A 21,914-nucleotide genomic window follows, 5' to 3' on the forward strand; every position below is an offset into this window, starting at 1 on the left:
TCGGTTTAGGTTGGTTTCATGACCACCAACTCGGAAAAGGAAGATCTCCAGCGGTACCTGCAGGCAGCACGTGATGCGCTCGTCTGGAAGCTCGACGGGCTGTCGGAGTATGACATTCGGCGCCCGATGACCCGGACAGGGACCAACTTGTTGGGTCTGGTCAAACACATGATCGGCGTCGAGCTCGGGTATTTCGGTCCTACGTTCGGCCGTCGGGTTCCCGATCTCCCCGCGTGGTTGCGTTCGGAGGAACTCAACGTCGACATGTGGGCCCGCGCCGACGAGTCCACTGCCGACATCGTCGAAACCTATCGCCGCACCTGGGCTTTCGCCGACGCCACGATCGAGGAGCACGATCTGGACGCCCCCGGCTTCGTGAAGCACTGGCCGGAGGATCGTCGCGACGTCACACTGCACCGGATACTCGTTCACGTTGTCACCGAGATCCATCGGCACGCCGGCCACGCGGACATCGTGCGGGAGCTGATCGACGGCGCCGCTGGGATGAAGGCGGGCGACAACAATCTGGCTCCCGGTGATGAGGCGTGGTGGGCCGAGTACACCGACCGTCTGGAGACGGCGGCACGCGAGGCCCACCACGCCTGAACTACTCGAATACCGCTGCTGCGCCGATCACCACGACAACGATCACGAAGTTGATCAGTAGCAGTGGCCAGACGAAGCGCAGGAACTTGTCGTAGCCGACCTTCGCCATGGCCAACCCGCCGACAACGACGACGTTGGTCGGGGCAACCATCAGCATCAGGCCGTGGCCCATCTGGAAGGCGGTGATGACGAGTGCTCGGCTGACTCCGGCAAAGTCGCCCAGCGGCGCGAGCAGCGGCATCGCCAGGGTGGCGTGACCGGAACTGGACGGGATCAGGAACGCCAGCGGGATGTTGACGAGCATCACCAGGATCGCGAAGACCCCCGCCGAAGCGCCGCTGACCAATTGCTCCATCGCGTTGAGGATGGTGTCGAGGGTTTCGGTGTTGGTCATGATCACCGAGACGCCGCGAGCGAGCAGGATGACGATCGCCGGTCCGACCATGTCGCCGGCTCCACGCGTGATCAGGGAGACGATCTTCTTCTCACCCATCTTCGCGACTATGCCGACGAGAACGGCGGCGAGGATGAACAGCATCGCCAATTGCGGGAACCACCAGTTCAACTCGAACCAGTAGGGCTCGGTTGCCGTGACGTGATACGCGTCGTACTCGGCCGGACCGGTGGTGGCGCCGAAGATGCTCGACCACGGGATGACGGAGAAGATCATCAGTCCGAAGGTGAGTCCGGTGATGAGCAGTACCAGCTTCTGAGTTCCGGTGAGCTTGCCGTCGATGTCCACCGGCTCGGCCGGCTCTTCGTCTTCGTCGTCCGCGATGTCGAAGCCGACAAGCGACTTGGACGGATCCTTCTTCACCTTTGCGGCGTAGCGGAGAACGAATACCACTGCCACAGCGGTCAATACGATCCACAGGATCACGCGCAGCACGATGCCGTCACCGATGGAGACGCCTGCCTCACCGGAGGCGACGCCGATCGAGAACGGATTGACGGTCGACGCCATGTTTCCGACCAGAGCGCCGAGGATGATCATGGTGGCCGCGACCATGCGGTCGTAGCCCAGTGCCGTCATCAGCGGTATGAGCAGGGCGTAGAAGCCGAACGTCTCGACCGAGAAGCCCATTGTCGAACCGAGCAGTGAGAACAGCACCATGATGACGGTGATGAGCAACCAGCCCTTGTCGCTGAGCTTGGTAGCGAGTTGGGAGACAGCGGTTTCGAGACTGCGGGTGGCAAAGCTGACCGAGATGAACGCACCGAGCGCCATGATGAAGAGGACTACGCCGACCGAACCGAAGAGCCGTCCGATGTTGTCGGTGTCGACGAACCCGGTGATCGAATCCTGTACGCCGTAGAGGCCGTTGACGGGGGAGAGGATCAGTTGCTGGATTCGTTCCCAGAACGACAGCGGAGACGTGACGGTTTCGAAGCTGCCGGGAACGGGTGAGCCGTCCACGTCGACGCCGAAGCGTCCGGCCGGAATGAACAGTGCTGCAATCCATACCAGGACGGTGACGATCGCGAGCATCGTGACCGCGCCGGGGAACTCGAACTTCTTCTTGGCCGGAGTAGGTGCGGACCCCGTGTCGGTTTCGGTGCTCATTTCTTCCCCTCGAAGGTGTCGGCGTACTCCTGGAAGAACAGTGCTTTGGCGACGACGGCCTTCTCGAGCTCGTCGAGCAGGACGCGTTCGTTGGGGCCGTGGATGTTCGCGTAACCGTCGGTGGCGCCGAACAACAGCTTCTCGGCGGTGGGCACTGCTGTATCCAAGGCCATCACGAGGGGGATCGAGCCGCCGCCTGCCATCAGCCCGGCCGGCTCACCCCACGACTGCGATAGTGCAGACAATGCCGCGTCGAAGGCCGGTCCACCTTCGGCTGCCGCAAACCCGTCGCCGGTTTCTCCCGCGGTGACGGTCAGTTGCAAACCGAAGGGGCGCAGGGCTTCCAGGTGCCGGACCAGAGCAGCCTGCGCCTCGGTGGCAGGTTGGCGCGGGTGTACGCGCAGATTGATCACGGCGCGGGCCGTGCTTGCGACGGCGTTGACCGCACCGTCCACAGGGGGAGCGTCGATTCCCGTCACGGTGATGGCCGGGCCCGACCAGATGCGTTCGCCGATGCCGCCGGTTCCGAGCAGCGGAAGCCCGTCACGGATCTCGGCGAGGGTGCGGAACTCGTCCTCGGTGTATGAACTGCCGGTCCACGGTTCGCGCATGAGGCCGTCGACCGCCACGTCGCCGTTGTCGTCGTGCAGCGACGCCAGTGCGCGGATGAGCGCGAGGCGGGCGTCCGGTGCGGCGCCGCCGTAGAGGCCGTTGTGCTTGTCGGCTCCGAGAGTGGTGAGTTCGACGATCACCTGGGCCGATCCGCGCAGTGCGACGGTCAGGGTCGGTGATCCGGGTCGAACGCTCCCGACGTCGGCGATGACCATTGCGTCGGCCGCAAACAATTCGGGGGCTTCCGGAGGATAGTTGTCGAAGAGGGGCTGCCGAATTCTTCCTGGCCTTCGATGACGAGCTTGACCGTCACTGGCGGCTTTCCGTCGAAGACGCGAAGCGCGCCGATCATGCCGATGACGTTTGCCTTCGAATCTGCCGTACCGCGGCCGTAAATCGCGCCGTCACGCTTGCTCGGTTCGAAAGGCGGTGAATCCCAGAGTTCGACGTCGTCGGCGGGAACGACGTCGTAATGCGAATACATCAATACGGTCGGGGCTCCCTCTGGACCGGGAACTGTTGCAATGATGACCGGCGCAGTTTTACCTGTTATTTCGAGTTTCTCTATCTTCGTGACTCCGGACTTCTCCAATAGAGAAACGATCAGGTCGTGAGCCTCGAACAGGGGCTCGCTGGGGAAACCTTCTGTTGCTATCGACGGAATACGAACAAGTTCGACGAGTTCCGACTCCAGTGCCGGCATCAAAGCTGCAACTGTTTCCTTGATTGTGAAATAGGAGGGCGAGGCGGATTCTTCCGGCACGGAATTGACTCCTTCTGGGAAAGGCGAAAAACATTAGAGGCAGAGTCTTACACCCGATATGCGGGGTGTGAAAGGGTGACCCGAACAAAAAGCCGAAGTGGGGCGCCGGGCTCACGATTCTTGACATTGACGTCAACGTCAACACACACTGTGACGGTGACCACCAGTGAAACGCAGGAGCGAGCGCGGACAGCCCGCAAACTCGGCGACGGTCCACGCCGTGCCGGACTGCTCGACACCGCTGCCCTCTGCTTCGGCGAACTCGGATACGACGCCGTGACGGTCGAGACGATCACGACCAGGGCTGATGTGTCCCGGGCGACCTTCTACGCGTACTTCTCGTCGAAGGACGAGGTCTTCCGCGCCGTCGCCGAAATGATGTGCCGACGCTTCCTCGACGCTCAGCACATGGAGGGCCCGGCGGCCGAGGATCTACGCGAAGTTCTCCGAACGACCACGTCGGCGTTCATCACGGCCGTGTACACCTACGGTGACCTGCTCGCGGTGATCGAGCATCGGGCGCGGGTGGATTCCGAGGTCGAGCGCAGTTGGTCGGCGGTTCGCGAAAAGCTCGTGAGCCGCTACGTCCGCTTTGTCGAACGGATTCGACAGGTTCACGACGTAGATCCCTGTGTTTCGCCCCCGGTGCTCGTTCAGATGATCTCGGACGCACAGATGGCCGGTGGAGCACGACTGAGTAAGGCGAGTGTCGAAGAGCAGAACCAGTTCATTGCAGATATGACGACGATGTCCGAGCGGTTGATCGGGTTCGAAGAGTCGAAATAGATTTTTTTACGAATGGAGTGATCGGTGGCAGAACAAGACGTGCTCGAAGCGGCTCTGGCGGAGATCTCTGCGCTGCAACACGCGCATTGGCCCGCCGGCATTCCCCGCGCCGTCGAGTATCCGCTCGAAGGTGGGGGACTTGTCGATTACTTGCGGCATTGGGCGATCGAGCGGCCGGATACTCCTGCCATCGTCTTCTACGGCCGGGTCATTACGTATTCCGAATACGACGAGCTTTCGGATCGTTTTGCCGGATGGCTGCTGTCACTCGGAGTCGAACGCGGCGATCGCGTCGGCGTTCACCTGGTCAATTGCCCTCAGTTCCATATCGCGATGCTCGGCATTCTCAAGGTCGGTGCGGTTCACGTGCCGATCAATCCACTCTTCCGTGAACATGAATTGATTCACGAACTCAACGATGCCGGCGTCAAGGTCCTACTGACGCAGAACACCTTCTCGAAGTTGGTGAAGAAGGTTCGCTCACAGACTCCACTCGAACACGTCGCGAAGACTGCAGTGTCGGACATGCTGACGGCGATCCCGACCGTCGAACTGCCCTTCGAGGTCGACGATCCGCGCCTGAGCGACTGGCAGTCGATCATCACCAGTGAGCGGGCGACTCCTGTCGCCACCGAACTCGATTCCCTCGCCGCCCTGAACTACACGGGCGGAACGACGGGAATGCCCAAGGGCTGTGAGCACACTCAGCGCCACATGGTTTACACCGCGGCCACCGCGACGCTTGCGGGCGGCGACCAGGTGGGTGCCAATCCGCCGGTGTCCCTGGTGTTCTTGCCGATCTTCTGGATCGCAGGTGAGGACTTCGGCATCCTGGTTCCGCTCGTCAACGGCGGAACCGTGGTCCTGCTGAATCGTTGGGATGCGGAGACCACGCTCGACGCTGTCGAGGCTTACGGCGTGACCTCGCTGGTCGGAACTGTCGACAATTACGTCGAACTGATGGACACGCCAGGATTCGCGGAGCGAAATCTCTCGACACTCCAGAACGTCATGGCAGTTTCGTTCGTTCTCAAACTCGATCCGGCCACGCGCCAGCGGTGGCGCGAGGCTACCGGCGGCGTTCTGCGCGAAGCGAGCTACGGCATGACCGAAACCCACACCGCGGACACGATCACCCTCGGCTTCCAGGACGGCGACTACGACCTGAAAAGCGAGCCGGTGTTCTGCGGAATTCCGGTGCCCGGCACCGACGTTCTGATCGTCGATCACGACGGCAGGCCGGTTCCCGTCGGCGAGCACGGGCAGATCATCGTGCGCAGCCCGTCCATCCTTTCCGCGTACTACCGCAACGAGGCGGCCACCGCCGACGCCATCCGTGACGGCTGGCTGCAGACCGGTGACGTCGGAAAGTTCAGTGAGCGTGGCGGTTTGCACTATTTGGCGCGGAACAAGGAAATGATCAAGACCAACGGCATGAGTGTCTTTCCCTCCGAGGTGGAAGCGCTGCTCATGCTGCACCCGGCGATCGAAAAGGCTGCGGTGGTGCCGAAACCGGACCCGGACAAGGGGCAGGTGGCTTTTGCGTTTGTCCAACTGGTCGAGGGTTCCGACACTGCGGCCGACGAGATCGTCTCGTGGGCCAAGGAGAACATGGCCACGTACAAGGTGCCCGAAGTGGAAGTGCTCGAGGCGCTTCCGATGACAGCGACAGGAAAGGTGCGCAAGGGCGATCTGTTCGAGCGCACTCAGGGGGACAAGTGAGACTGCTGATTGCGAACCGCGGCGAAATTGCGCTGCGGATCATTCGAACTGCCCGTGAACTCGGGATCGAGACGGTGTCGGTGTACGCCGAGGACGACGCGTCCAGTCCGCACGTCGCGGCGGCCACGGAGTCGGTGCCGCTCGGAGCGTCGGGCGCATCCGCGTACCTGGATCAGAGCGCACTGCTGAAGATCGCGGCCGAAACGGGCGCCACGCACGTGCACCCGGGCTACGGATTCCTCAGTGAGAATGCCGAATTCGCGCAGGCGTGTACCGAGGCGGGCATCGTCTTCGTCGGCCCGGACGCCCAGGTTCTCCGGACTTTCGGCGACAAGGCCAGCGCCCGCACTGCGGCGGTCGACTCAGGAGTGCCGGTCCTGCCGTCGACATCGGCGAACGCCGACCTCGACGAGGTGCGTGAATTCTTCGAGCGCAACTCCCGCGGCATCATGATCAAGGCGCTCAGCGGCGGCGGTGGCCGCGGCATGCGCGCGGTGCGCGACCCGAAAGCGCTCGACGACGCGTACCGTGTGTGTGCGGCCGAAGCCCAGTCGGGATTCGGCAGTTCGGCACTGTTCGCCGAGGTACTCAGTGAGCACGCTCGGCACATCGAAGTGCAGATCGTGGCGGCACCGGGGCAAGGTGGAACCCACGCGCTCGCTCTGGGTGACCGCGATTGCAGCGTCCAACGTCGCCATCAGAAGTTGATCGAGGTTGCGCCCGCGCAGGGGCTGTCGGGGGCCCTGCGCGAGCGTCTTCACGCTGCGGCGGCGAGGCTGTGCGCCGAGGTCGGCTATCGAGGCATCGCGACGGTCGAGTTCCTGGTCGAGGAACGCGGGTTCGTCTTCCTCGAGGTCAATCCCCGAATTCAGGTGGAGCACACGGTGACCGAGGAGGTCACCGGAGTCGATCTCGTCGCCGTGCAGCTCGCGATCGCGGACGGAGTTCCGTTCGAGAACCTGGACCTGCCAACAGGGATCATCGCTGTCGAGAAGGGCTCGGAGACAGTCGGATCCGTGGCAAACGCTTCGGGGATTGCGATACAGGCCCGCGTCAACATGGAAACCATGACGCCGGACGGCAATGCGCTGCCGTCCTCCGGCACGCTCGACAACTTCACTCCTCCGGGCGGACCCGGCGTGCGCGTGGATACCTTCGGTACGGTCGGACTCTCGCCGAGTGCGCGTTACGATTCGCTGCTGGCAAAGGTGATCACCCACACGCGTCGAGCGGATTTCCCTGCCGCGGTGCGTAAGTCGATTGCTGCTCTCAGTGAGTTCGCCATCGACGGTGTAGCGACCAACCTCGAATTTCTGCAGGCAATACTGTCGGACAAGGACTTCCGCGACGGCCTGGTCGACGTCGACTGGTTGGGTTCTCGATTGGCGGACCTTGTCCCCGAAGTGGGCCCACAAACGCCCTCCTCGTCTGTGGACGTGGCACCGGACGAGGATGTGGTCCGTGCACAGATGGCGGGCATCGTCGTCGAACTCGCGGCAGTCGGTGACGGTATCCATGCGGGTGGCCAGGTTGCCGTCCTCGAGGCGATGAAGATGCAGCATGTTCTCTCGGCGCCCGGTGATCTCGAAGTGGTCCGGGTCCTGTCGTCACCGGGCAGGTCGGTGGGCGCGGGCGAACCGTTGCTCGTCGTCCGTAGTGCAAGCGCAGGATCGAAGCTCGCCGAGGTCGACGAGGTGGACCTCGACGACGTCCGTCCCGACCTCGCCGAAATCATCGCTCGCCACGAGGTGACCCTGGACCCGGCCCGGCCCGCAGCCGTGGCGAAGCGTCACAAGCTGGGACGCCGGACTGCTCGCGAGAACGTCTACGACCTGGTCGACGACGACAGCCTGGTCGAGTACGGCGCGCTCGCGCTGGCGGCGCAGCGCAGTCGACGCAGCGAGGAAGACCTGATCGCCAACACTCCTGCCGACGGGTTGATCGGCGGAGTGGCGACCATCAGCGGCGGCGAGAGCGTCGTGATCTCGTACGACTACTCGGTGCTCGCCGGTACCCAGGGCATGCGCAATCACGCCAAGACCGACCGCCTGCTCGAGATCGCCGATCGCAAGCGAGTTCCGGTGGTGCTGTTCGCGGAAGGTGGCGGCGGTCGCCCCGGTGACACCGACGCCGGCGCCGGGGCGGGCCTCGAGCTGGGAACCTTCCGCGCCATGGCGGCGCTGAGCGGGCGGGTGCCCATGGTCGCCGTCGTGTCCGGGCGCTGTTTCGCGGGCAACGCGGCCCTGGCCGGCGCGTGCGACGTCCTGATCGCGACACCGGACGCCAACATCGGGATGGGTGGTCCTGCCATGGTCGAGGGCGGCGGGCTCGGAAACTTTCGCCCCGAGGACATCGGCCCCATCGACGTGCAGCGCCGCAACGGCGTCGTACACCTGGTCGCTGACGACGACGCTCATGCGGTGGCGCTGGCCAAGCAGTACCTCGGCTACTTCCAGGGTGCGAGCGGAGAGTGGACCGCTCCGGATCCGCGGCTCTCGCGGCATGTGGTGCCGGAGAATCGCCTGCGCTCGTACGACGTTCGTGGAGCGATCGACGCAATCGCGGACGTCGACAGCGTCCTGGAACTGCGTCGAGACTACGGACGCGGTGTAGTAACCGCACTCGTTCGTGTCGAAGGAGTTCCGTACGGTGTGCTGGCGAACAGCAGCGAGCATCTCGGCGGCGCGATCGACGCGGAAGCCTCGGACAAGGCTTCGGATTTCCTGGAACTGCTCGAAGCGCACCGCATCCCTCTGGTGACGCTGTGCGACACACCGGGATTCATGGTGGGCCCGGATTCGGAGGAGGAGGCGACGGTTCGAAGGTTCGGCAGGTTCTTCGTTGCCGGTGCTCGCCTCACCGTGCCGTTCGGAACGATCATCCTGCGCAAGGGTTACGGGTTGGGCGCTATGGCAATGGCCGGTGGTTCCTTCCACGCCCCCGAGTTCACGGTCGCGTGGCCGACGGGCGAGATCGGGCCGATGGGTCTGGAAGGTGCTGTGCGTCTCGGTTTCCGCAAGGAACTCGAGTCCGTCGAAGATCCGGTGGCTCGGGAAACGCTGTTCGGTCAGTTCGTGGAACTGGCCTACGCACAGGGCAAGGCGCTGATGGCGGCGACCACGTTCGAACTGGACGACGTCATCGATCCGGCCGATACCCGCGGATGGATCAGACAACTCTGCAGAAACAGTTGAGATCCTGCTGATTCGAGCTGTTGCCGCACGTGGGCGGGGCAACTAGCCTTGCCCACGTGTCGGCTGCGCGAGATAACGTCCTGATCATTCATTGGCACGACCTGGGGCGGCACCTCGCGAGTTACGGTGTCGCCGGGGTCAACAGCCCCCATCTCGACCGGCTGGCGGCAGAAGGCATCCGGTTCACCGACGCACACGCGACGGCGCCGCTGTGCTCGCCTTCGCGCGGATCGCTCTTCTCGGGCAGGTATCCGCACAACAACGGTCTGATCGGGTTGGCGCACCACGGCTGGGAGTACCACGCTGAGGTGCAGACGCTCCCGCAGATCCTCTCCGACCACGGTTGGTACACCTCGCTCTTCGGCATGCAGCACGAGACTGCGTATCCGAAGCGACTGGGCTACCACGAGTACGACGTCACCAACTCGTTCTGCGACTACGTGGTTCCGCGTGCCCAGAACTGGCTACGACGCTTCCCGCCCGAGCCGTTCCTGCTCACCACGGGATTCTTCGAAACGCATCGCCCGTACCCCGCCGATCGCTATACCCCGGCGGACACCGCAGCCCTGGAGGTCCCCGGATACCTTCCGGACGTGCCACAGGTGCGCGAGGATCTGGCCGAATTCCACGGCAGCGTAGAGGTGGCCGACGCCGCGGTGGGGGAACTGCTCGCGACCCTCGAGGAAGAGGGGCTCGACGAGAACACCTGGGTCTTCTTCCTCACTGATCACGGCGCGGCGTTCCCGCGTGCCAAGTCGACGCTCTACGCCCCGGGTACCGGTATTGCCTTGATCGCTCGGCCTCCCGCGCGGTATCGCAGTGGCGGAAAGGAATACGAGACACTGTTCAGTGGTGTGGATCTTGTTCCGACCATTCTCGATCTGCTCGGAATCGACGTCCCCACCGAGGTGGAAGGGCGCTCGCACGCCGATGCCCTCGTCGACCGCGGAACTGAACCGTCCGAACCCGTTCGTACTTCCCTGTTCACGGAGAAGACCTTTCACGACAGCTTCGATCCCATTCGAGCGGTGCGTACCAAGGACTACAGCTACATCGAGAACTACGCCGTCCGCCCCGCTCTGGATCTACCGCTCGACATCGAGGACAGTCTTTCCGGAAAAGCGCTCGGCACCGAGCATCTTGCGGTACGCGCACCCCGGGAGCTGTACGACCTCCGTGCCGACCCGGACGAGAAGATCAATCTGATCGATCGACCGGAAGTCTCGGCAATACAGGCGGAATTGTCCTCGCAGCTTCACACGTGGCGCGCCGAAACCGACGATCGTCTCCCGGACGAGGCATTGGGAAGCGCGATGGCGGTGCACCGCATGGCGGCGTACCTCGAGAAGATCGGTGTCCGACCCAACGTGCGGTCCGCCTACAGTGCGGACCGCGGTTACCTCGAGTCGGACACCGAAAACCCCTAGGGCCTCGCGGCTTCGCGCTCTTCCAACAATGCGATGACCCGCTCGACCAGCTCGTTGATGTCAGCGCCGGTTGTGTCGAATGCCAGGTCCGGGTCCTCCGGCGTCTCGTAAGGCGCGTCGATTCCGGTGAGCCCCTTCAGTTCACCCGCCCGCGCACGTGCGTACAGGCCCTTGGGATCGCGGCGTTCGCATTCTTCGACGGGAGTGGTGACGGCAACTTCGAGGAAAGTGAGCCCGGCAGCTTCGTTGAGAGCGCGCGCAATTGCTCGATCCGAACGCAGCGGCGAAACCATCGACGCGATGGCCACGACGCCGGCGTCGGCGAACAGTCGAGTGAGATGCCCGACGCGCCGGATGTTCTCGGCCCGGTCTCCCGGCGAGAACCCGAGATCGTCGGAGATACCGTGGCGGACGTTGTCACCGTCCAGGAGATACGCGGTGCGTCCCGCGTCGACGAGCGCACGTTCGACAGCCACAGCGACGGTGGATTTTCCGGAGGCAGGAAGGCCGGTCAGCCAGATCGTCGCGCCCCTCTGGGTGGTAGACGCCCATCGCCGTTGACGTTCGAGTGAGGACGGATGCCACTTGATGTCGTTGCGGGTCTGCTCGCCGGGAACGACGACGCGTGGTTCGAGAATGGTGCCGGCGCCGACGGTGTCGTTGCTCTGCTCGTCGATCAGGATGAAGGCGCCAGAGTCCCGATTGTGGTCGTAGGTGTCGGCGACCACCACGGAACTGGTTCGGAGCGTGACCGTTCCGATGTCGTTGAGTCCCAATTCGACTGGGCTGTCCTGCTCGTCGAGCGTTTCAGGATCGAGACGGGTGTGCAGTTCTTGGACGGTCGCTCGCACGGTCCGGGACGTGTGTTTGAGCGCTATCCGATCGCCCGCGCGCAACGGTGTGTTGGACAACCAGCAGATGGTGGCTTCGAGTTCTCGGGCCAGAACCGGCAAATGAGCCTGCGCACCGCCACTGACCAGAACGTCGCCACGTCCGACGTCGATGTCGTCGGCCAGTTCCACCGAAACCGACAGTGGTGCAACGGCAGTACTGCGGTTGTCGTCGAGAGTGTCCAGACTGATCACGGTGCTCTTCGATCCGGACGGCAGGACCACTACCTCGTCTCCGACGCTCAGTGTGCCTGCCGAGATCCGGCCGGTGTACCGGCGACGATTCTGCGGATCGGGGCGCGAAACCCATTGCACGGGAAGCCGAAGCTCCTCGATGTGCGTCGCGGGCGCATGGAGTTCGACGCCTTCGAGGTACTCGAGGAGCGTCGGCCCCTCGTACCACGCGGTGTTCTCGGACCGCGTCACGACATTGTCGCCGGCTTTCGCGGAGACCGGTATGGCGAGTACGTCCTCGCGTCCGACTTGCCGTGCCAAGGCCCGCAATTCTTCCTGCACCTGAGCGAATCTCGCTTCGTCGAAGTCCACCAGATCGATCTTGTTCACCACGGCTACAAGGTTCGGAACACCGAGCAGTGCGGCGATTCTGGCGTGCCGGCGCGTCTGACGCAACACGCCGGTCCTCGCGTCGACCAGCAGGACCGCTACGTGAGCGTTGGATGCTCCGGTGAACATGTTGCGCGTGTAGCGTTCGTGCCCCGGGGTGTCGGCGAGTACGTAACTTCTTGTCGGGGTGGAGAAGAATCGGTACGCGACGTCGATCGTGATGCCCTGTTCACGCTCGGCACGTAGTCCGTCGGAGAGTGCAGCCAGGTCGGCGACACCGTGCTCGTCGGTCACGGAATCGAGGTGATCGGTTGGCAGGCTGTCGGTGTCGTGCAACAGTCGTCCGATCAGCGTGCTCTTGCCGTCGTCGACGCTACCCGCCGTTGCCAGCCGCAGGAGTTGGCGAGTGATGGTGGTCGTCATCAGAAGTAGCCCTCACGCTTTCGGTCTTCCATCGCGGCGACCGACGTTCGGTCGTCTGCGCGAGTCTCGCCTCGTTCGGAAACCGTCGCGGCCGAGATTTCGGTGACGACGTCGTCGATAGTGGTGGCGTGCGATCGAACGGCGCCGGTGATGGTCAGATCGCCGACGGTTCGATATCGCACCCACTCGGTCGTTGCCGCGGCGTTCTCGGCGTCGGTGCTGAATTCGGAAGCAGCGAGGAGCATTCCGTCGCGCTCGAATACCCTCCGCTGGTGCGCGAAATAGATGGACGGCAGTTCCAGTTCCTCCTGGGCTATGTAGCGCCAGATGTCGAGCTCGGTCCAGTTGCTCAGCGGAAAGACACGAACGGACTCGCCGCGTCTGATCCGACCGTTGTAGAGCGACCACGGTTCGGCCCGTTGCGCTCGCGGGTCCCACTGGCCGAACTCGTCACGGAAGCTGAGGACTCTTTCCTTGGCGCGCGCACGTTCCTCGTCCCGGCGGGCGCCGCCGAACGCGGCGTCGAACCTTCCAGCTTCGAGAGCGTCGAGCAGGGTTCTGGTCTGCAGGCGGTTTCGCGATCCGCTGGTCTCGGTCGACTCCTGCACTCTGCCCTGGTCGATCGAATCCTGAACGGAAGCAACCAGAAGTGTGTGCCCGCCCTCCTTGATTCGACGGTCGCGAAATTCGATGACCTCCTCGAAATTGTGACCGGTGTCGACGTGCAGGACCGGGAAAGGGAGTGGGGAGGGCCGAAACGCCTTCTCGGCCAGACGAAGCAGGACTATCGAGTCCTTGCCGGCCGAGAAGAGCAGGACCGGTCTCTCGAGTTCTGCCACCACCTCTCGAATGATGTGAACCGCTTCGGATTCGAGAACTCGGAGTTCGTCGACGACATCGGTGACGGTGCTCATGTGACGGGATATCCGTTCTGTTCGGCGTCGATGCGATAACGCTGCACCCATTCGCGGGATCGTCCGTCGCTCTGACGACGCAGCGGCGGTGGCGGGGCCAGTTGTCCGTCGAGGCCGAGGGAGATGAGGGTTTTTGCGACCACGGATTGCGGGTCTTCGGTGAGATCGCGGAACCCGACTTCGATGGGAGAGATGTCCTCTTCCTCGAACCAGCGCTTCCATTGGCGTTCCTGCTCACCGAGAATCGTCACCAGGTGCGCGATTCCGACTGCGTTGTACTGCGCACCGTCCGAGAGATTCGGTGGAGTCGCGTCGTCGCGCCAAACCTGTGTCTGCACGGCGCGCCACATCGACACAGCTTGAGCGACGACATCTTCTCGATAGACGTGGATGAACTGCAGGTCGTGATCGAGGGTGTCGTGGAGTGCGGAACGTAGGTCCGTCCCACTGCGCCAGGGCAATCCGGCCGCGCGATCGAGTAGGAGCGGCGTCTGGTTCCACATCAGCTTGCCACCCCAGACTCCGTTGGGGGTTCGGCCGAGTTCGAGAAGTTGTGTGCGCCACTGTTCGGAGGTGCGAGTGTCCGGCGTGCCCGGGTGGAACGGGGCGAGCAGACCCAGGACGGACTCGTCCGTGACGTCTTCGAACCACTGCCTCGGTTGCGGCGATCGCGAGGTCTCGGGGAGGTACTGGAAGAACTCTTCCGGCTCACCCGCGACCCCGGTTGCTCGCAGGGATTCGACCAGCAAAGTACTGCCGCTGCGCTGCGAAGCGCAGACGAGAAACGAGCGTTGGGCCTCCGTCATGCGAGCAACGCTAAGGGGGGCCGGAAACCGCCGCAAGCTGGGAAAATAAACTCACGTAGAGGTTAAATCTCGACGTGAAACGTTAAATGTGCGGGTCACGAAATGTCGCGCTGAGGCACGTCTTACGCAGTTGTCGCAAGGGCCGCGGCAAGCCCGAATGCGATGGCCATGAAGACAACTTCACCGATGGCGCGACGCAGGGATCCGTCCGAACTCATGCGGTGTGCAGCGCTCGCGACCACCCATGTCCGGCGCCACCACCATCCCAGGGCGACGAGCAGTCCGATCGCCACGATCTTGGCGAGGATCACCCGGCCGTATGCGGTGTCGTAGAAGGCGGAGAGTGAGTCGAGTCGCACGACGGCGTTGACGATACCGGTGACGACCAGCGCGAGGACGCATCGCCAGGCGAGAGCGGAGTACTTGGGCAACCAGATCGCCCAGGCACCGCGCGACGGTACGGCAAGCGCGAGTGCGGCGAGCACGCCGAACCACAAGGCCGCAGCGAGGACGTGAACGGCGTCGAGGATCGATCCGAAGCTCTGCTGCGCCATGTGCCCGGTGATCGGGCGGGCAGCGAGCGCCAACGCGGAGACGACCAATGCCGGTGCGACGGGCACCGTCTCGGGATTGGTGAACCCGTAGATGCCGTAACAGACCACGGCAAACGCGCACGCGATGATCGCGACACCGACGCGGCCGACGTTGACCTCGGAGACGAATGCGCCGAAGTGCCCGATGGTCAGTGAGGTGACCGGGGCGCCGTCTGCGGCTGCGGCATTGAGCACGAGGAGCGTGATCTCGGCGACGAGCCAAACCGCTGCCGCCGCGGTGAGCTGAGTCCACATGATCGCGGGGGTTGTTGCCGGGCGGCGTTCACTGCGGCCCATCCAGGCAAGCGTCGCGATGCCGAGCGTCAACGAGCCGCATCCGATCGCGAGAACGCGGACAGTGCTCGACGATTCGGGTCCCGAGGGGCTCGCGAGGCCCCAGGCGATGAGGACTCCCAGCAGAGCTGTGGGTACGGCAAACAGCAACCACCACCTGTTTGCCGTACCCGTCACGCGATCAGCTCGACTTCGGCTTACGCAGCACGAAGAACAGCGCACCGCCGAACACGACGACGCCGGCGACGATGAAGATCCACACCGGCATGCTGCCGGACTCCGACTCACCCGTACTCGACGCAGCAGCAGCGCCGGGAGTGCCCGACCCCGCCTCGGTGAGGGTGAAGGTCAGAGTTCCGTTGACGGGGTGACCGTCAGCGGAGGTGACGCGGTACGCGATGGTGTAGACGCCGGTCGGCCCGAGATCGCCGAGGTCTGCACTGACAGTGGGTCCTTCGACGGACGGATCGCTCTTGGTCCAGAGGTTGCCGTCCGGACCGGTGACGGTCAGCGCCGCGAACTGTGCCTGCAGAGCCTCGTTGAACGTGACCGAAACCGTGTCAGGCGCAACCTGAATGGACGCACCGTTTTCCGGGTTGGAGCCGACCACCGCGGAGTGTGCACTGGCCGTGCCCATTCCGAGCATCGTGGCCAGCATCGCGAGCATGCCGACGGTGATGACCTTGATCCGGGTACTCATCAGCGCTTGCTCCTGACCAGTGCGCCGAGGCCGAGTGCAGCGCCCAACGCGCCGAGCACCAGGCCGACGCCGCCGAGCCAGCGGGCGGTGTTGTCCGACGAAGAGTCAGAGGCTTCGGATGCGGCGGACGTCTCGGCAGTGTTATCGGCAGAGGGGGCTCCGTGGGCATCGCCGGTGGACGCGGCGAGAGTCAGCGTCGGGGCGGGCTTGTCCGGCTCGCTGCCGTCGGCAAGCTCTTCCTGATCCCAGTTGACGACGTTGCCGTCGCTGTACGTCTGGACGGCCTTGAACTCGACCTCTTCCTGCTCCGGCAGCGGGCCGGCAGAAAGGACGAACTGCTGGAACTGGCCGGGGGCGATTCCGACGCCGGGGTCGGCGGTCCACGTCACGGACTTGGCGACCAACGAGGTGGGGTCCTTCTCCACGACGGCGGTCCAGCCGGGCATCGGTTCGGTGCGTGCCGACTTGAGGTCGGGGAGCGCCACCGTCAGTTTGGTGGTCGAAGCGGTGTCGGATTCGGTGGGCACGCGGAACGTGAGAACGGAGTATCCGCCCTGCGCAGCTCCTGGTGCGACGACGCTGACGTGTGCTGAAGCAATTCCGGCGGCCAGCAGCACGGCGCTGCCGGTAGCGACGGTCGTGACAACCGCGCGCGAAATCAGGGTGTTCTTCATGTCGGGAAGTGTCCTCTTGGTCTGGTGAAGGGGGGCATTCTACGAATCTTCAGACCAGGGCAGGAGGACCGCGCCGCGAGATGCTGGCGCGAAGTAGAGCGTCGACAGGTCCGTGATGGATTCCGGTCGAGACGGTGTGGCCGCGGGAAGTGACAGCGGCGGGAGCCAGAGACGCCAGGACGACGTGGAGAGCGTGGGTGACAACTCGGTAGAGGCGCTCGGCGGCCAGGACCGCCACCGCACAAGCGACGGTGGCACTGGCGTGAGCACCGAGCATCACCAATCCCGGAGCGGGCGAATGAGCGTGCTCGGAGAGCGTCATGGTGGTGTGCGCGGCCAACTGACCCAGACCCAGAGCAACGATCAAGGCAGCGGGCCCCCGTGAGAGGGCGGGAAGGGTGGCCGTCACGGCGCCGACGGTTGCGCAGACGGCGAGCAACAGGGTCAGCGACGACGACTGTGGCAGCTCGCCTCCGCCGATCCCGTGCGCGGCGACAGCGAGAGCAGCCGAAGCGGAACCGACAGCTGTCCCCCGGAGGGTCGAGGTCTGCTCGGCTGCTCTCACTGGCGTTCTCAGGTCTAGCGCACGCCGAGACGTGCGAGCAGATCTGCTTCGACGCCGTCGAGTTCGGAAGAAATCGCCTGGTGAGCTGCTTTACGGCGAGCCTGCGGCATCTGCTCGGCAGCGCGAACTGCCGTGCTGAGGTCGCCGAGGCGCTCACGGATGGCGGCGGCGAAACGCTGCGTCTCCGCGTCGTCGGGCTTGCGGCTGAGGATCTCGGTGACCGAGCTCTCGGCGCCGGCGATACGAGCGCTCAACTTCGCGCCGTGACCGGTGTAGTCACCGAGCTGGTCGACGGCGATGCCCATCTTCTGTGCACGCGTGGTGTCGAGCTGGGCGCGCACCGCCGTGGCTGCGCGGTAAGCGATCGGCAGGAGAACGGGGGCAAGCAGACGTGCCACTCCCAGGTACTTACGCACCTTGGCGACGGTCAGGCCCTGATTCGCAGCGGCCTTCTCCTGCGCCTTCAGGGTCGCGATCTGCGCCTTTTCGATCTTGTGCTGTGACTCGATCTCGGCTTTCTCCAGCTTCTTGAGCGACTTGGTCTCGACCTTGTCGCGCTTACGCTGGCTCTTGGCGTTGAGCTTCGCCTCGACCTCAGCCTTGTGCTTGAGAGCCTTTGCCTCCGCCTTGCGGGTGGCACGAGACTTTCGCTTCTTGAACAACCCCATCGAAAAGGACCCCGTTTCCAGGTGTTTGTGTGTTGCCAGGTACCTGCGCTTCGGCTTCAGCCTAGGGGAGCACATAATCTTCGTCATCGTGTGTTCCGTTAACAACCCCGCGCCCCAGCTCCCGATCATCGATTCGGGGGCGTTGACCCGATGCCGTCATCGGGTGCGTCTGGACGGGTTGTTTCCCGGGAAATCGGCTTCGGAACCCGTCGACACCGGCGTCAAGCAGCGCCAGGATGCCGCGATCGCGAAGCGCGCGGAGATCGCCGAACTCGTGATCGGTGCTGCTCCCGAGCGTTGGGTGAAGATCAACCCCGACCAATCGGCGTCGGCTCAGGCTCGCGACACCTTGGCTGCCTGTGAGGCCGGCGCGGACCGGATCTGGGGCGCGGTCTTGCCGGTCGAGCGCGACACCGGACGCAAGGGTCGCTGCGAAATGCTCATCCGTGACGACGAGGGTGGCGGGTACATCCCCGTCATTGTCGTCAATCACAAGGTGACCGATCCCGGCCAGGGCGCGATCACCTCGGGGCTCTTCGAATGGGAGCCCGCGGCCGATCCCAAACGCAAGGTCCGCAGTCAGGTCCGCGATCAGATGCGCGTCGCGCAGGTCTATCGGATGCTCGAGCGTCGTGGGCTGGCGAGCCCGTCGCTGACGGCAGGCGCGATCGGATACAACGGAGACTGCATCCTCGTCCACGACCTCAGCGCGATTCTCGACGATTACGACAAGCGTTTCGCCGACCGTATCGCTGTGGCCCGCGGTGAGGTGCTGACGTCTCCGTCACAGGTGAGCGAGTGCAAGTCGTGCCCGTGGTGGACCGAATGCAAGCAGGAGTTGGTTCGCAACCGCGACGTCAGCCTCGTCGCTGTCGGATCGCGGGCCGAGCTTCTGCGCGACGTGGGCTGCAACACGATCGATCAGCTGGCCGCCTGGGACGGTGAGCCGCTCGAGGATTGGCCGCACGGAAATTTCGACGACGCAGTCGTGATCGCCAAGGCGTGGTTGGTGGATGCTCCGTTGGTGCGGCGGTTCGAGAAAATCTCGGTGACTCGGGCGGACATCGAGATCGACGTCGACATGGAGAGCTATCAGGAGCACGGCGCCTACCTGTGGGGGACGTTGCTCAATGTCGGTGGCTTCTCGATGTATCGAGGATTTGCGACGTGGGATCCGTTGCCGACACGTGACGAGGCGCGGTCGTTCGCAGAGTTCTGGGGCTGGCTGATGGCGGAACGTGCCGCGGCCGCCGCTTCGGGTAAAACCTTTGCCGCGTACTGCTATTCGCGTTCGGCCGAGGACAAGTGGTTGTTGGACTCGGCGCGCAGGTTTGCCGGTGAACCCGGGATTCCGAGTAAGGACGAGATCCGCGAGTTCATCGACAGTCCGCAGTGGGTCGACATCTATCAAGCGGTGAGTGATCAGTTCATCTGCCCGAACGGCAAGGGACTCAAGAAGATTGCTCCCGTCGCCGGCTTCAACTGGCGTGACGCCGAGGCCGGGGGTGAAGCGTCGATGGCGTGGTACCGCGAGGCGGTCGGCTACGACGGTGAGCCGGACGAGACGCAGCGGACTCGCATCCTGCAGTACAACGAGGACGACGTCATTGCCACCAAGGTCCTCCGTGAGTGGATGACGGACCGCGCGGAGAAGGAAATTCCGCTGGCTTCCGAGTTGTAGCGCTGATCCGTTCTGTCGCGATTGTCTGAAACATCCTATTTAACAGTATGTTTCAACTCGTAGTTTCTCGTCATCGTGTGTCCGGAACCCGCATCCGCGCTACCTTCATCTGGTCGGCTCCACGATGGAGGGTGTTGCATGCTGAGCAGGCTGGCTTCGAGTGCGAGTGACGCCGAACTGTCTGACGTCGAGCGGCGCGACCTCTTCGCACGCCAGATACTGCAGGTGACGACGGTCGCGCCACTGGCCAACATGGTCAATGTACTCAGCGTGTGCGCTTTGCTTGTGTATGTCATACCCCCCGGTCACAACGAGTTTCGGGTGATCTGGGGTTCTGCGGCCTTCTTGGTCGTCCTCAATTCGGTGCGCGTCTGGATACCGCGAGTCGTCCTGAAGGGCCGGTACACGCCCAAACATACGACGAGGTACGACTACTGGGCGCTCATGCTCGAGGTGATCCTGCTCGGGCTTCTGCTTGTCGTTCTCGCCGCCGCGATGCTTCCCGTGACGGACAACTCGCGAAAGCTTGTGCTTCTAGCGACATTCGCCGGAGTCATGGGCGCCGGCGCCGTAGCGTTGTCGACGGTTCGGTCGATAGCGGTAGCGTGGATTCTGGTGCACAGCATCGGATTGCTCGTCGTTATCCTGCCCAAGAGAACTACAGAATATGCTGTCCTCTCGTTCCAGTTGGTCGTTTACTCGGTGACACTGATTATCGGCGTCGTGTACCTCTGGGCGTCGTTCCGAAGTCGTTGTCTCGCCGAGTTCGAGGCTGCTGCCGAGCGCCAGACGGTCAGTTTGCTTCTCGACGATTTCGAGGGTGGGTCACGCGACTGGCTGTGGGAAGTCGACACCACCGGGACGTTGTCGCACACCTCCGCTCGGCTGTCGCAGATCTCGGGAGTTCCCGTCTCCGACCTGCAAACCCTGTCGCTGCGCGGATTGTTGGATCGGCTCGACGTGGGTTCGACGAAGAGTGGCCGAGCCGCGGTCCAGGTCATCGGAGATCACCTCGACCGCCTCATGCCGTTTCGAGAGGTCGTCATTCCCGTTCGTGTCGACGGCGTCGACCGATGGTGGTCTCTGTCGGGTCATCCCAGGCTATCCGAGGCCACGGAGTTCGTGGGTTGGCGAGGCGTGGGCTCGGACATCACCGAGAAGTACAACTACGAGCGGCGAATTCTGTGGCTTGCTGCAACCGACGGACTGACCGGGCTCCCGAATCGCCGGACGTTCGGCTCGGAGCTGTCCGACGCGCTCGGCACCGTCCGAACCGGCGAGGAAGTCCTTGTCGGAATCCTCGACCTGGACAATTTCAAGTCGGTGAACGACACGTTAGGGCACCCTGTCGGTGACAAATTGTTGATTTCCGTTGCTGCACGGCTCAATCGGGTGGTCGACGGCGCCATGTGCGCGCGAATCGGTGGTGACGAATTCGGCGTCGTCTTGCGGGGAACAGGGGACGGCGGAGAGGTGTTCGCTCGCTATCTGGATGCATTGCGTGAGCCGTTTTACGTGCGGGGGAATCGCATCGAGGTTCGTGCATCGATCGGCTATGCCGGCGCACCCGCAGATTCCGAAGATGCGGACACGCTTGTCATGTCCGCCGACCTGGCGCTGTATGCGGCAAAATCCGCCGGCAAGAACCGGGTAGGAAGATACTCGCCGGTGCTGCGGGCGCGGGCCAGGGAGCGAGCATCGGCCCTGCAAGAACTTGGGCTTGCGATCGAGTCTCGGCAGTTCGAGCTGTACTACCAACCGCAGGTTCGTGCGGACACCGGCCGCGTCGAGGGTTTCGAGGCACTGCTTCGCTGGAATCACCCGGTGCGGGGCGTGCTTGCACCGCACATTTTCATCGATGTCGCGGAGGAGACCGGCCTGATAGTCCCTCTGGGGCTTCAGGTACTGAACATGGCGTGCGCCGAAGCCGCGACGTGGCCCGACGACACTTACGTGACGGTGAACGTCTCTCCGGTGCAACTGATGTCGTCCGGCTTCGGATCGGCCGTGAACGATGCGCTGGAGGCAAGCGGTCTGTCCGGCAAACGGCTTCAGCTGGAAATCACAGAGACGGGAGCAGTGGAGGAGCTTGCCGTCGCCGAGTTGGATCGCCTGCGTGCCACCGGAATTGCGATTGCCCTGGACGACTTCGGAACCGGCTATTCGTCTTTCGAGAGTTTGAAGAAACTGCCGTTGGACATCCTCAAGATCGACCGGTCGTTCATCACCGAACTGAGCGAGGGTGATTCGGCAGTTGTCACTTCGGTGGTCGAGGTGGCGAAGGCGCTCGGTATGCAGTCATTGGCGGAAGGCGTGGAGACGGCCGACCAGCTGAGGCTCTTGCTTACCGCCGGTTGCGAATTGGTTCAGGGTTACTACGTCAGCCGACCGATGCCGGCGAAGGAAGTGGCCGAGTACCTCAGCGCAACTGCCCACTCCAACGGTGGGTATTTTCATTCGTTCTGACA

General features: G+C 63.6%; 18 protein-coding genes. 7 read left to right on the forward strand and 11 right to left on the reverse strand.

Going from position 1 to position 21,914, the window contains the following annotated elements:
* The first annotated feature begins 18 nt into the window (after nucleotides 1-18).
* Nucleotides 19-606 carry a DinB family protein gene (locus M0639_RS00575; protein ID WP_003944177.1) on the forward strand — a complete coding sequence of 196 codons (588 nt, stop codon included), beginning with the start codon at nucleotides 19-21 and terminating at the stop codon, nucleotides 604-606.
* Between the two features lies 1 nt (nucleotide 607).
* On the opposite strand, the gene M0639_RS00580 is transcribed toward M0639_RS00575, so the two are convergent.
* From M0639_RS00580 to M0639_RS00590, 3 genes are read right to left on the reverse strand one after another with little or no spacing between them, the layout of a single operon-like run.
* The gene (locus M0639_RS00580; protein WP_050657054.1) at nucleotides 608-2,170 is read right to left on the reverse strand and encodes a YfcC family protein; all 1,563 of its coding nucleotides are present in this window, start codon (nucleotides 2,168-2,170) and stop codon (nucleotides 608-610) included.
* Nucleotides 2,167-3,015 (reverse strand): peptidase dimerization domain-containing protein, encoded by an 849-nt coding sequence (locus M0639_RS00585; RefSeq protein WP_231915076.1) that lies wholly within the window; start codon nucleotides 3,013-3,015, stop codon nucleotides 2,167-2,169. Before M0639_RS00585 ends, M0639_RS00580 begins: the two co-directional genes overlap by 4 nt.
* Nucleotides 2,949-3,545 carry a M20/M25/M40 family metallo-hydrolase gene (locus tag M0639_RS00590; protein WP_231915075.1) on the reverse strand — a complete coding sequence of 199 codons (597 nt, stop codon included), beginning with the start codon at nucleotides 3,543-3,545 and terminating at the stop codon, nucleotides 2,949-2,951. Before M0639_RS00590 ends, M0639_RS00585 begins: the two co-directional genes overlap by 67 nt.
* A 150-nt stretch (nucleotides 3,546-3,695) precedes the next feature.
* Here M0639_RS00590 and M0639_RS00595 point away from each other — a divergent pair, with 150 nt between their 5' ends.
* Genes M0639_RS00595 through M0639_RS00610 form a run of 4 tightly spaced genes read left to right on the forward strand, consistent with a single transcriptional unit; the run spans nucleotide 3,696 to nucleotide 10,674 of the window.
* Complete coding sequence (locus M0639_RS00595; protein WP_019746323.1) at nucleotides 3,696-4,331, forward strand: TetR/AcrR family transcriptional regulator; 636 nt, start codon at nucleotides 3,696-3,698, stop codon at nucleotides 4,329-4,331.
* A 24-nt stretch (nucleotides 4,332-4,355) separates the two neighbouring features.
* Nucleotides 4,356-6,053, forward strand: a complete 1,698-nt coding sequence (locus M0639_RS00600; RefSeq protein WP_064073621.1) for an AMP-binding protein — start codon at nucleotides 4,356-4,358, stop codon at nucleotides 6,051-6,053.
* Entirely contained in the window at nucleotides 6,050-9,247 is a 3,198-nt protein-coding gene (locus tag M0639_RS00605) for a carboxyl transferase domain-containing protein (RefSeq protein ID WP_058038089.1), read from the forward strand. Before M0639_RS00600 ends, M0639_RS00605 begins: the two co-directional genes overlap by 4 nt.
* 56 nt (nucleotides 9,248-9,303) lie before the next feature.
* A complete protein-coding gene (locus tag M0639_RS00610; RefSeq protein ID WP_058038088.1) occupies nucleotides 9,304-10,674 on the forward strand; it encodes a sulfatase family protein in 1,371 nt (456 codons plus the stop codon).
* Here the strand turns inward: M0639_RS00610 and cysC are convergent.
* The 8 genes from cysC to M0639_RS00650 form a co-directional block, all read right to left on the reverse strand.
* The gene (cysC, locus tag M0639_RS00615; protein ID WP_058038087.1) at nucleotides 10,671-12,551 is read right to left on the reverse strand and encodes an adenylyl-sulfate kinase; all 1,881 of its coding nucleotides are present in this window, start codon (nucleotides 12,549-12,551) and stop codon (nucleotides 10,671-10,673) included. The two genes, M0639_RS00610 and cysC, sit on opposite strands and share 4 nt — an antisense overlap.
* Nucleotides 12,551-13,465, reverse strand: coding sequence for a sulfate adenylyltransferase subunit CysD (cysD, locus tag M0639_RS00620; RefSeq protein ID WP_047272728.1), 915 nt, complete (start codon nucleotides 13,463-13,465; stop codon nucleotides 12,551-12,553). Before cysD ends, cysC begins: the two co-directional genes overlap by 1 nt.
* The gene (gene stf0 / locus M0639_RS00625; protein WP_007735934.1) at nucleotides 13,462-14,271 is read right to left on the reverse strand and encodes a trehalose 2-sulfotransferase; all 810 of its coding nucleotides are present in this window, start codon (nucleotides 14,269-14,271) and stop codon (nucleotides 13,462-13,464) included. The genes cysD and stf0 overlap by 4 nt, the downstream gene beginning before the upstream one ends.
* A gap of 122 nt (nucleotides 14,272-14,393) precedes the next feature.
* Nucleotides 14,394-15,335, reverse strand: coding sequence for a copper resistance D family protein (locus tag M0639_RS00630; RefSeq protein WP_058038086.1), 942 nt, complete (start codon nucleotides 15,333-15,335; stop codon nucleotides 14,394-14,396).
* A 4-nt stretch (nucleotides 15,336-15,339) separates the two neighbouring features.
* The gene (locus M0639_RS00635; RefSeq protein ID WP_064073620.1) at nucleotides 15,340-15,858 is read right to left on the reverse strand and encodes a copper resistance CopC family protein; all 519 of its coding nucleotides are present in this window, start codon (nucleotides 15,856-15,858) and stop codon (nucleotides 15,340-15,342) included.
* Nucleotides 15,858-16,532, reverse strand: a complete 675-nt coding sequence (locus M0639_RS00640; protein WP_064073619.1) for a YcnI family copper-binding membrane protein — start codon at nucleotides 16,530-16,532, stop codon at nucleotides 15,858-15,860. The genes M0639_RS00635 and M0639_RS00640 overlap by 1 nt, the downstream gene beginning before the upstream one ends.
* A gap of 49 nt (nucleotides 16,533-16,581) precedes the next feature.
* On the reverse strand, nucleotides 16,582-17,097 hold the full coding sequence (locus tag M0639_RS00645) for a hypothetical protein (protein ID WP_064073618.1): 516 nt from the start codon (nucleotides 17,095-17,097) through the stop codon (nucleotides 16,582-16,584).
* Between the two features lie 14 nt (nucleotides 17,098-17,111).
* Nucleotides 17,112-17,765, reverse strand: a complete 654-nt coding sequence (locus tag M0639_RS00650) for a DUF6474 family protein (RefSeq protein WP_003944178.1) — start codon at nucleotides 17,763-17,765, stop codon at nucleotides 17,112-17,114.
* A gap of 124 nt (nucleotides 17,766-17,889) precedes the next feature.
* On the opposite strand from M0639_RS00650, the gene M0639_RS00655 reads away from it, so the two are divergent.
* Together M0639_RS00655 and M0639_RS00660 are read left to right on the forward strand one after the other, a co-directional pair.
* Entirely contained in the window at nucleotides 17,890-19,446 is a 1,557-nt protein-coding gene (locus M0639_RS00655) for a TM0106 family RecB-like putative nuclease (RefSeq protein ID WP_054827774.1), read from the forward strand.
* A 138-nt stretch (nucleotides 19,447-19,584) separates the two neighbouring features.
* Entirely contained in the window at nucleotides 19,585-21,912 is a 2,328-nt protein-coding gene (locus M0639_RS00660; protein ID WP_064073617.1) for a putative bifunctional diguanylate cyclase/phosphodiesterase, read from the forward strand.
* The last annotated feature ends 2 nt before the right edge of the window (nucleotides 21,913-21,914 follow it).

This window comes from Rhodococcus qingshengii JCM 15477 (assembly GCF_023221595.1).
GTDB classification, from domain to species: Bacteria; Actinomycetota; Actinomycetes; order Mycobacteriales; family Mycobacteriaceae; genus Rhodococcus_F; species Rhodococcus_F qingshengii.

Bases quoted from the DNA above. Each gene is read 5' to 3' on its own strand.
- M0639_RS00650 (WP_003944178.1), bottom strand. From the start codon at position 17,765: ATGGGGTTGTTCAAGAAGCGAAAGTCTCGTGCCACCCGCAAGGCGGAG.
- M0639_RS00575 (WP_003944177.1), top strand. From the start codon at position 19: ATGACCACCAACTCGGAAAAGGAAGATCTCCAGCGGTACCTGCAGGCA.
- stf0 (WP_007735934.1), bottom strand. From the start codon at position 14,271: ATGACGGAGGCCCAACGCTCGTTTCTCGTCTGCGCTTCGCAGCGCAGC.
- cysC (WP_058038087.1), bottom strand. From the start codon at position 12,551: ATGACGACCACCATCACTCGCCAACTCCTGCGGCTGGCAACGGCGGGT.
- M0639_RS00635 (WP_064073620.1), bottom strand. From the start codon at position 15,858: ATGAGTACCCGGATCAAGGTCATCACCGTCGGCATGCTCGCGATGCTG.
- cysD (WP_047272728.1), bottom strand. From the start codon at position 13,465: ATGAGCACCGTCACCGATGTCGTCGACGAACTCCGAGTTCTCGAATCC.
- M0639_RS00660 (WP_064073617.1), top strand. From the start codon at position 19,585: ATGCTGAGCAGGCTGGCTTCGAGTGCGAGTGACGCCGAACTGTCTGAC.
- M0639_RS00580 (WP_050657054.1), bottom strand. From the start codon at position 2,170: ATGAGCACCGAAACCGACACGGGGTCCGCACCTACTCCGGCCAAGAAG.
- M0639_RS00640 (WP_064073619.1), bottom strand. From the start codon at position 16,532: ATGAAGAACACCCTGATTTCGCGCGCGGTTGTCACGACCGTCGCTACC.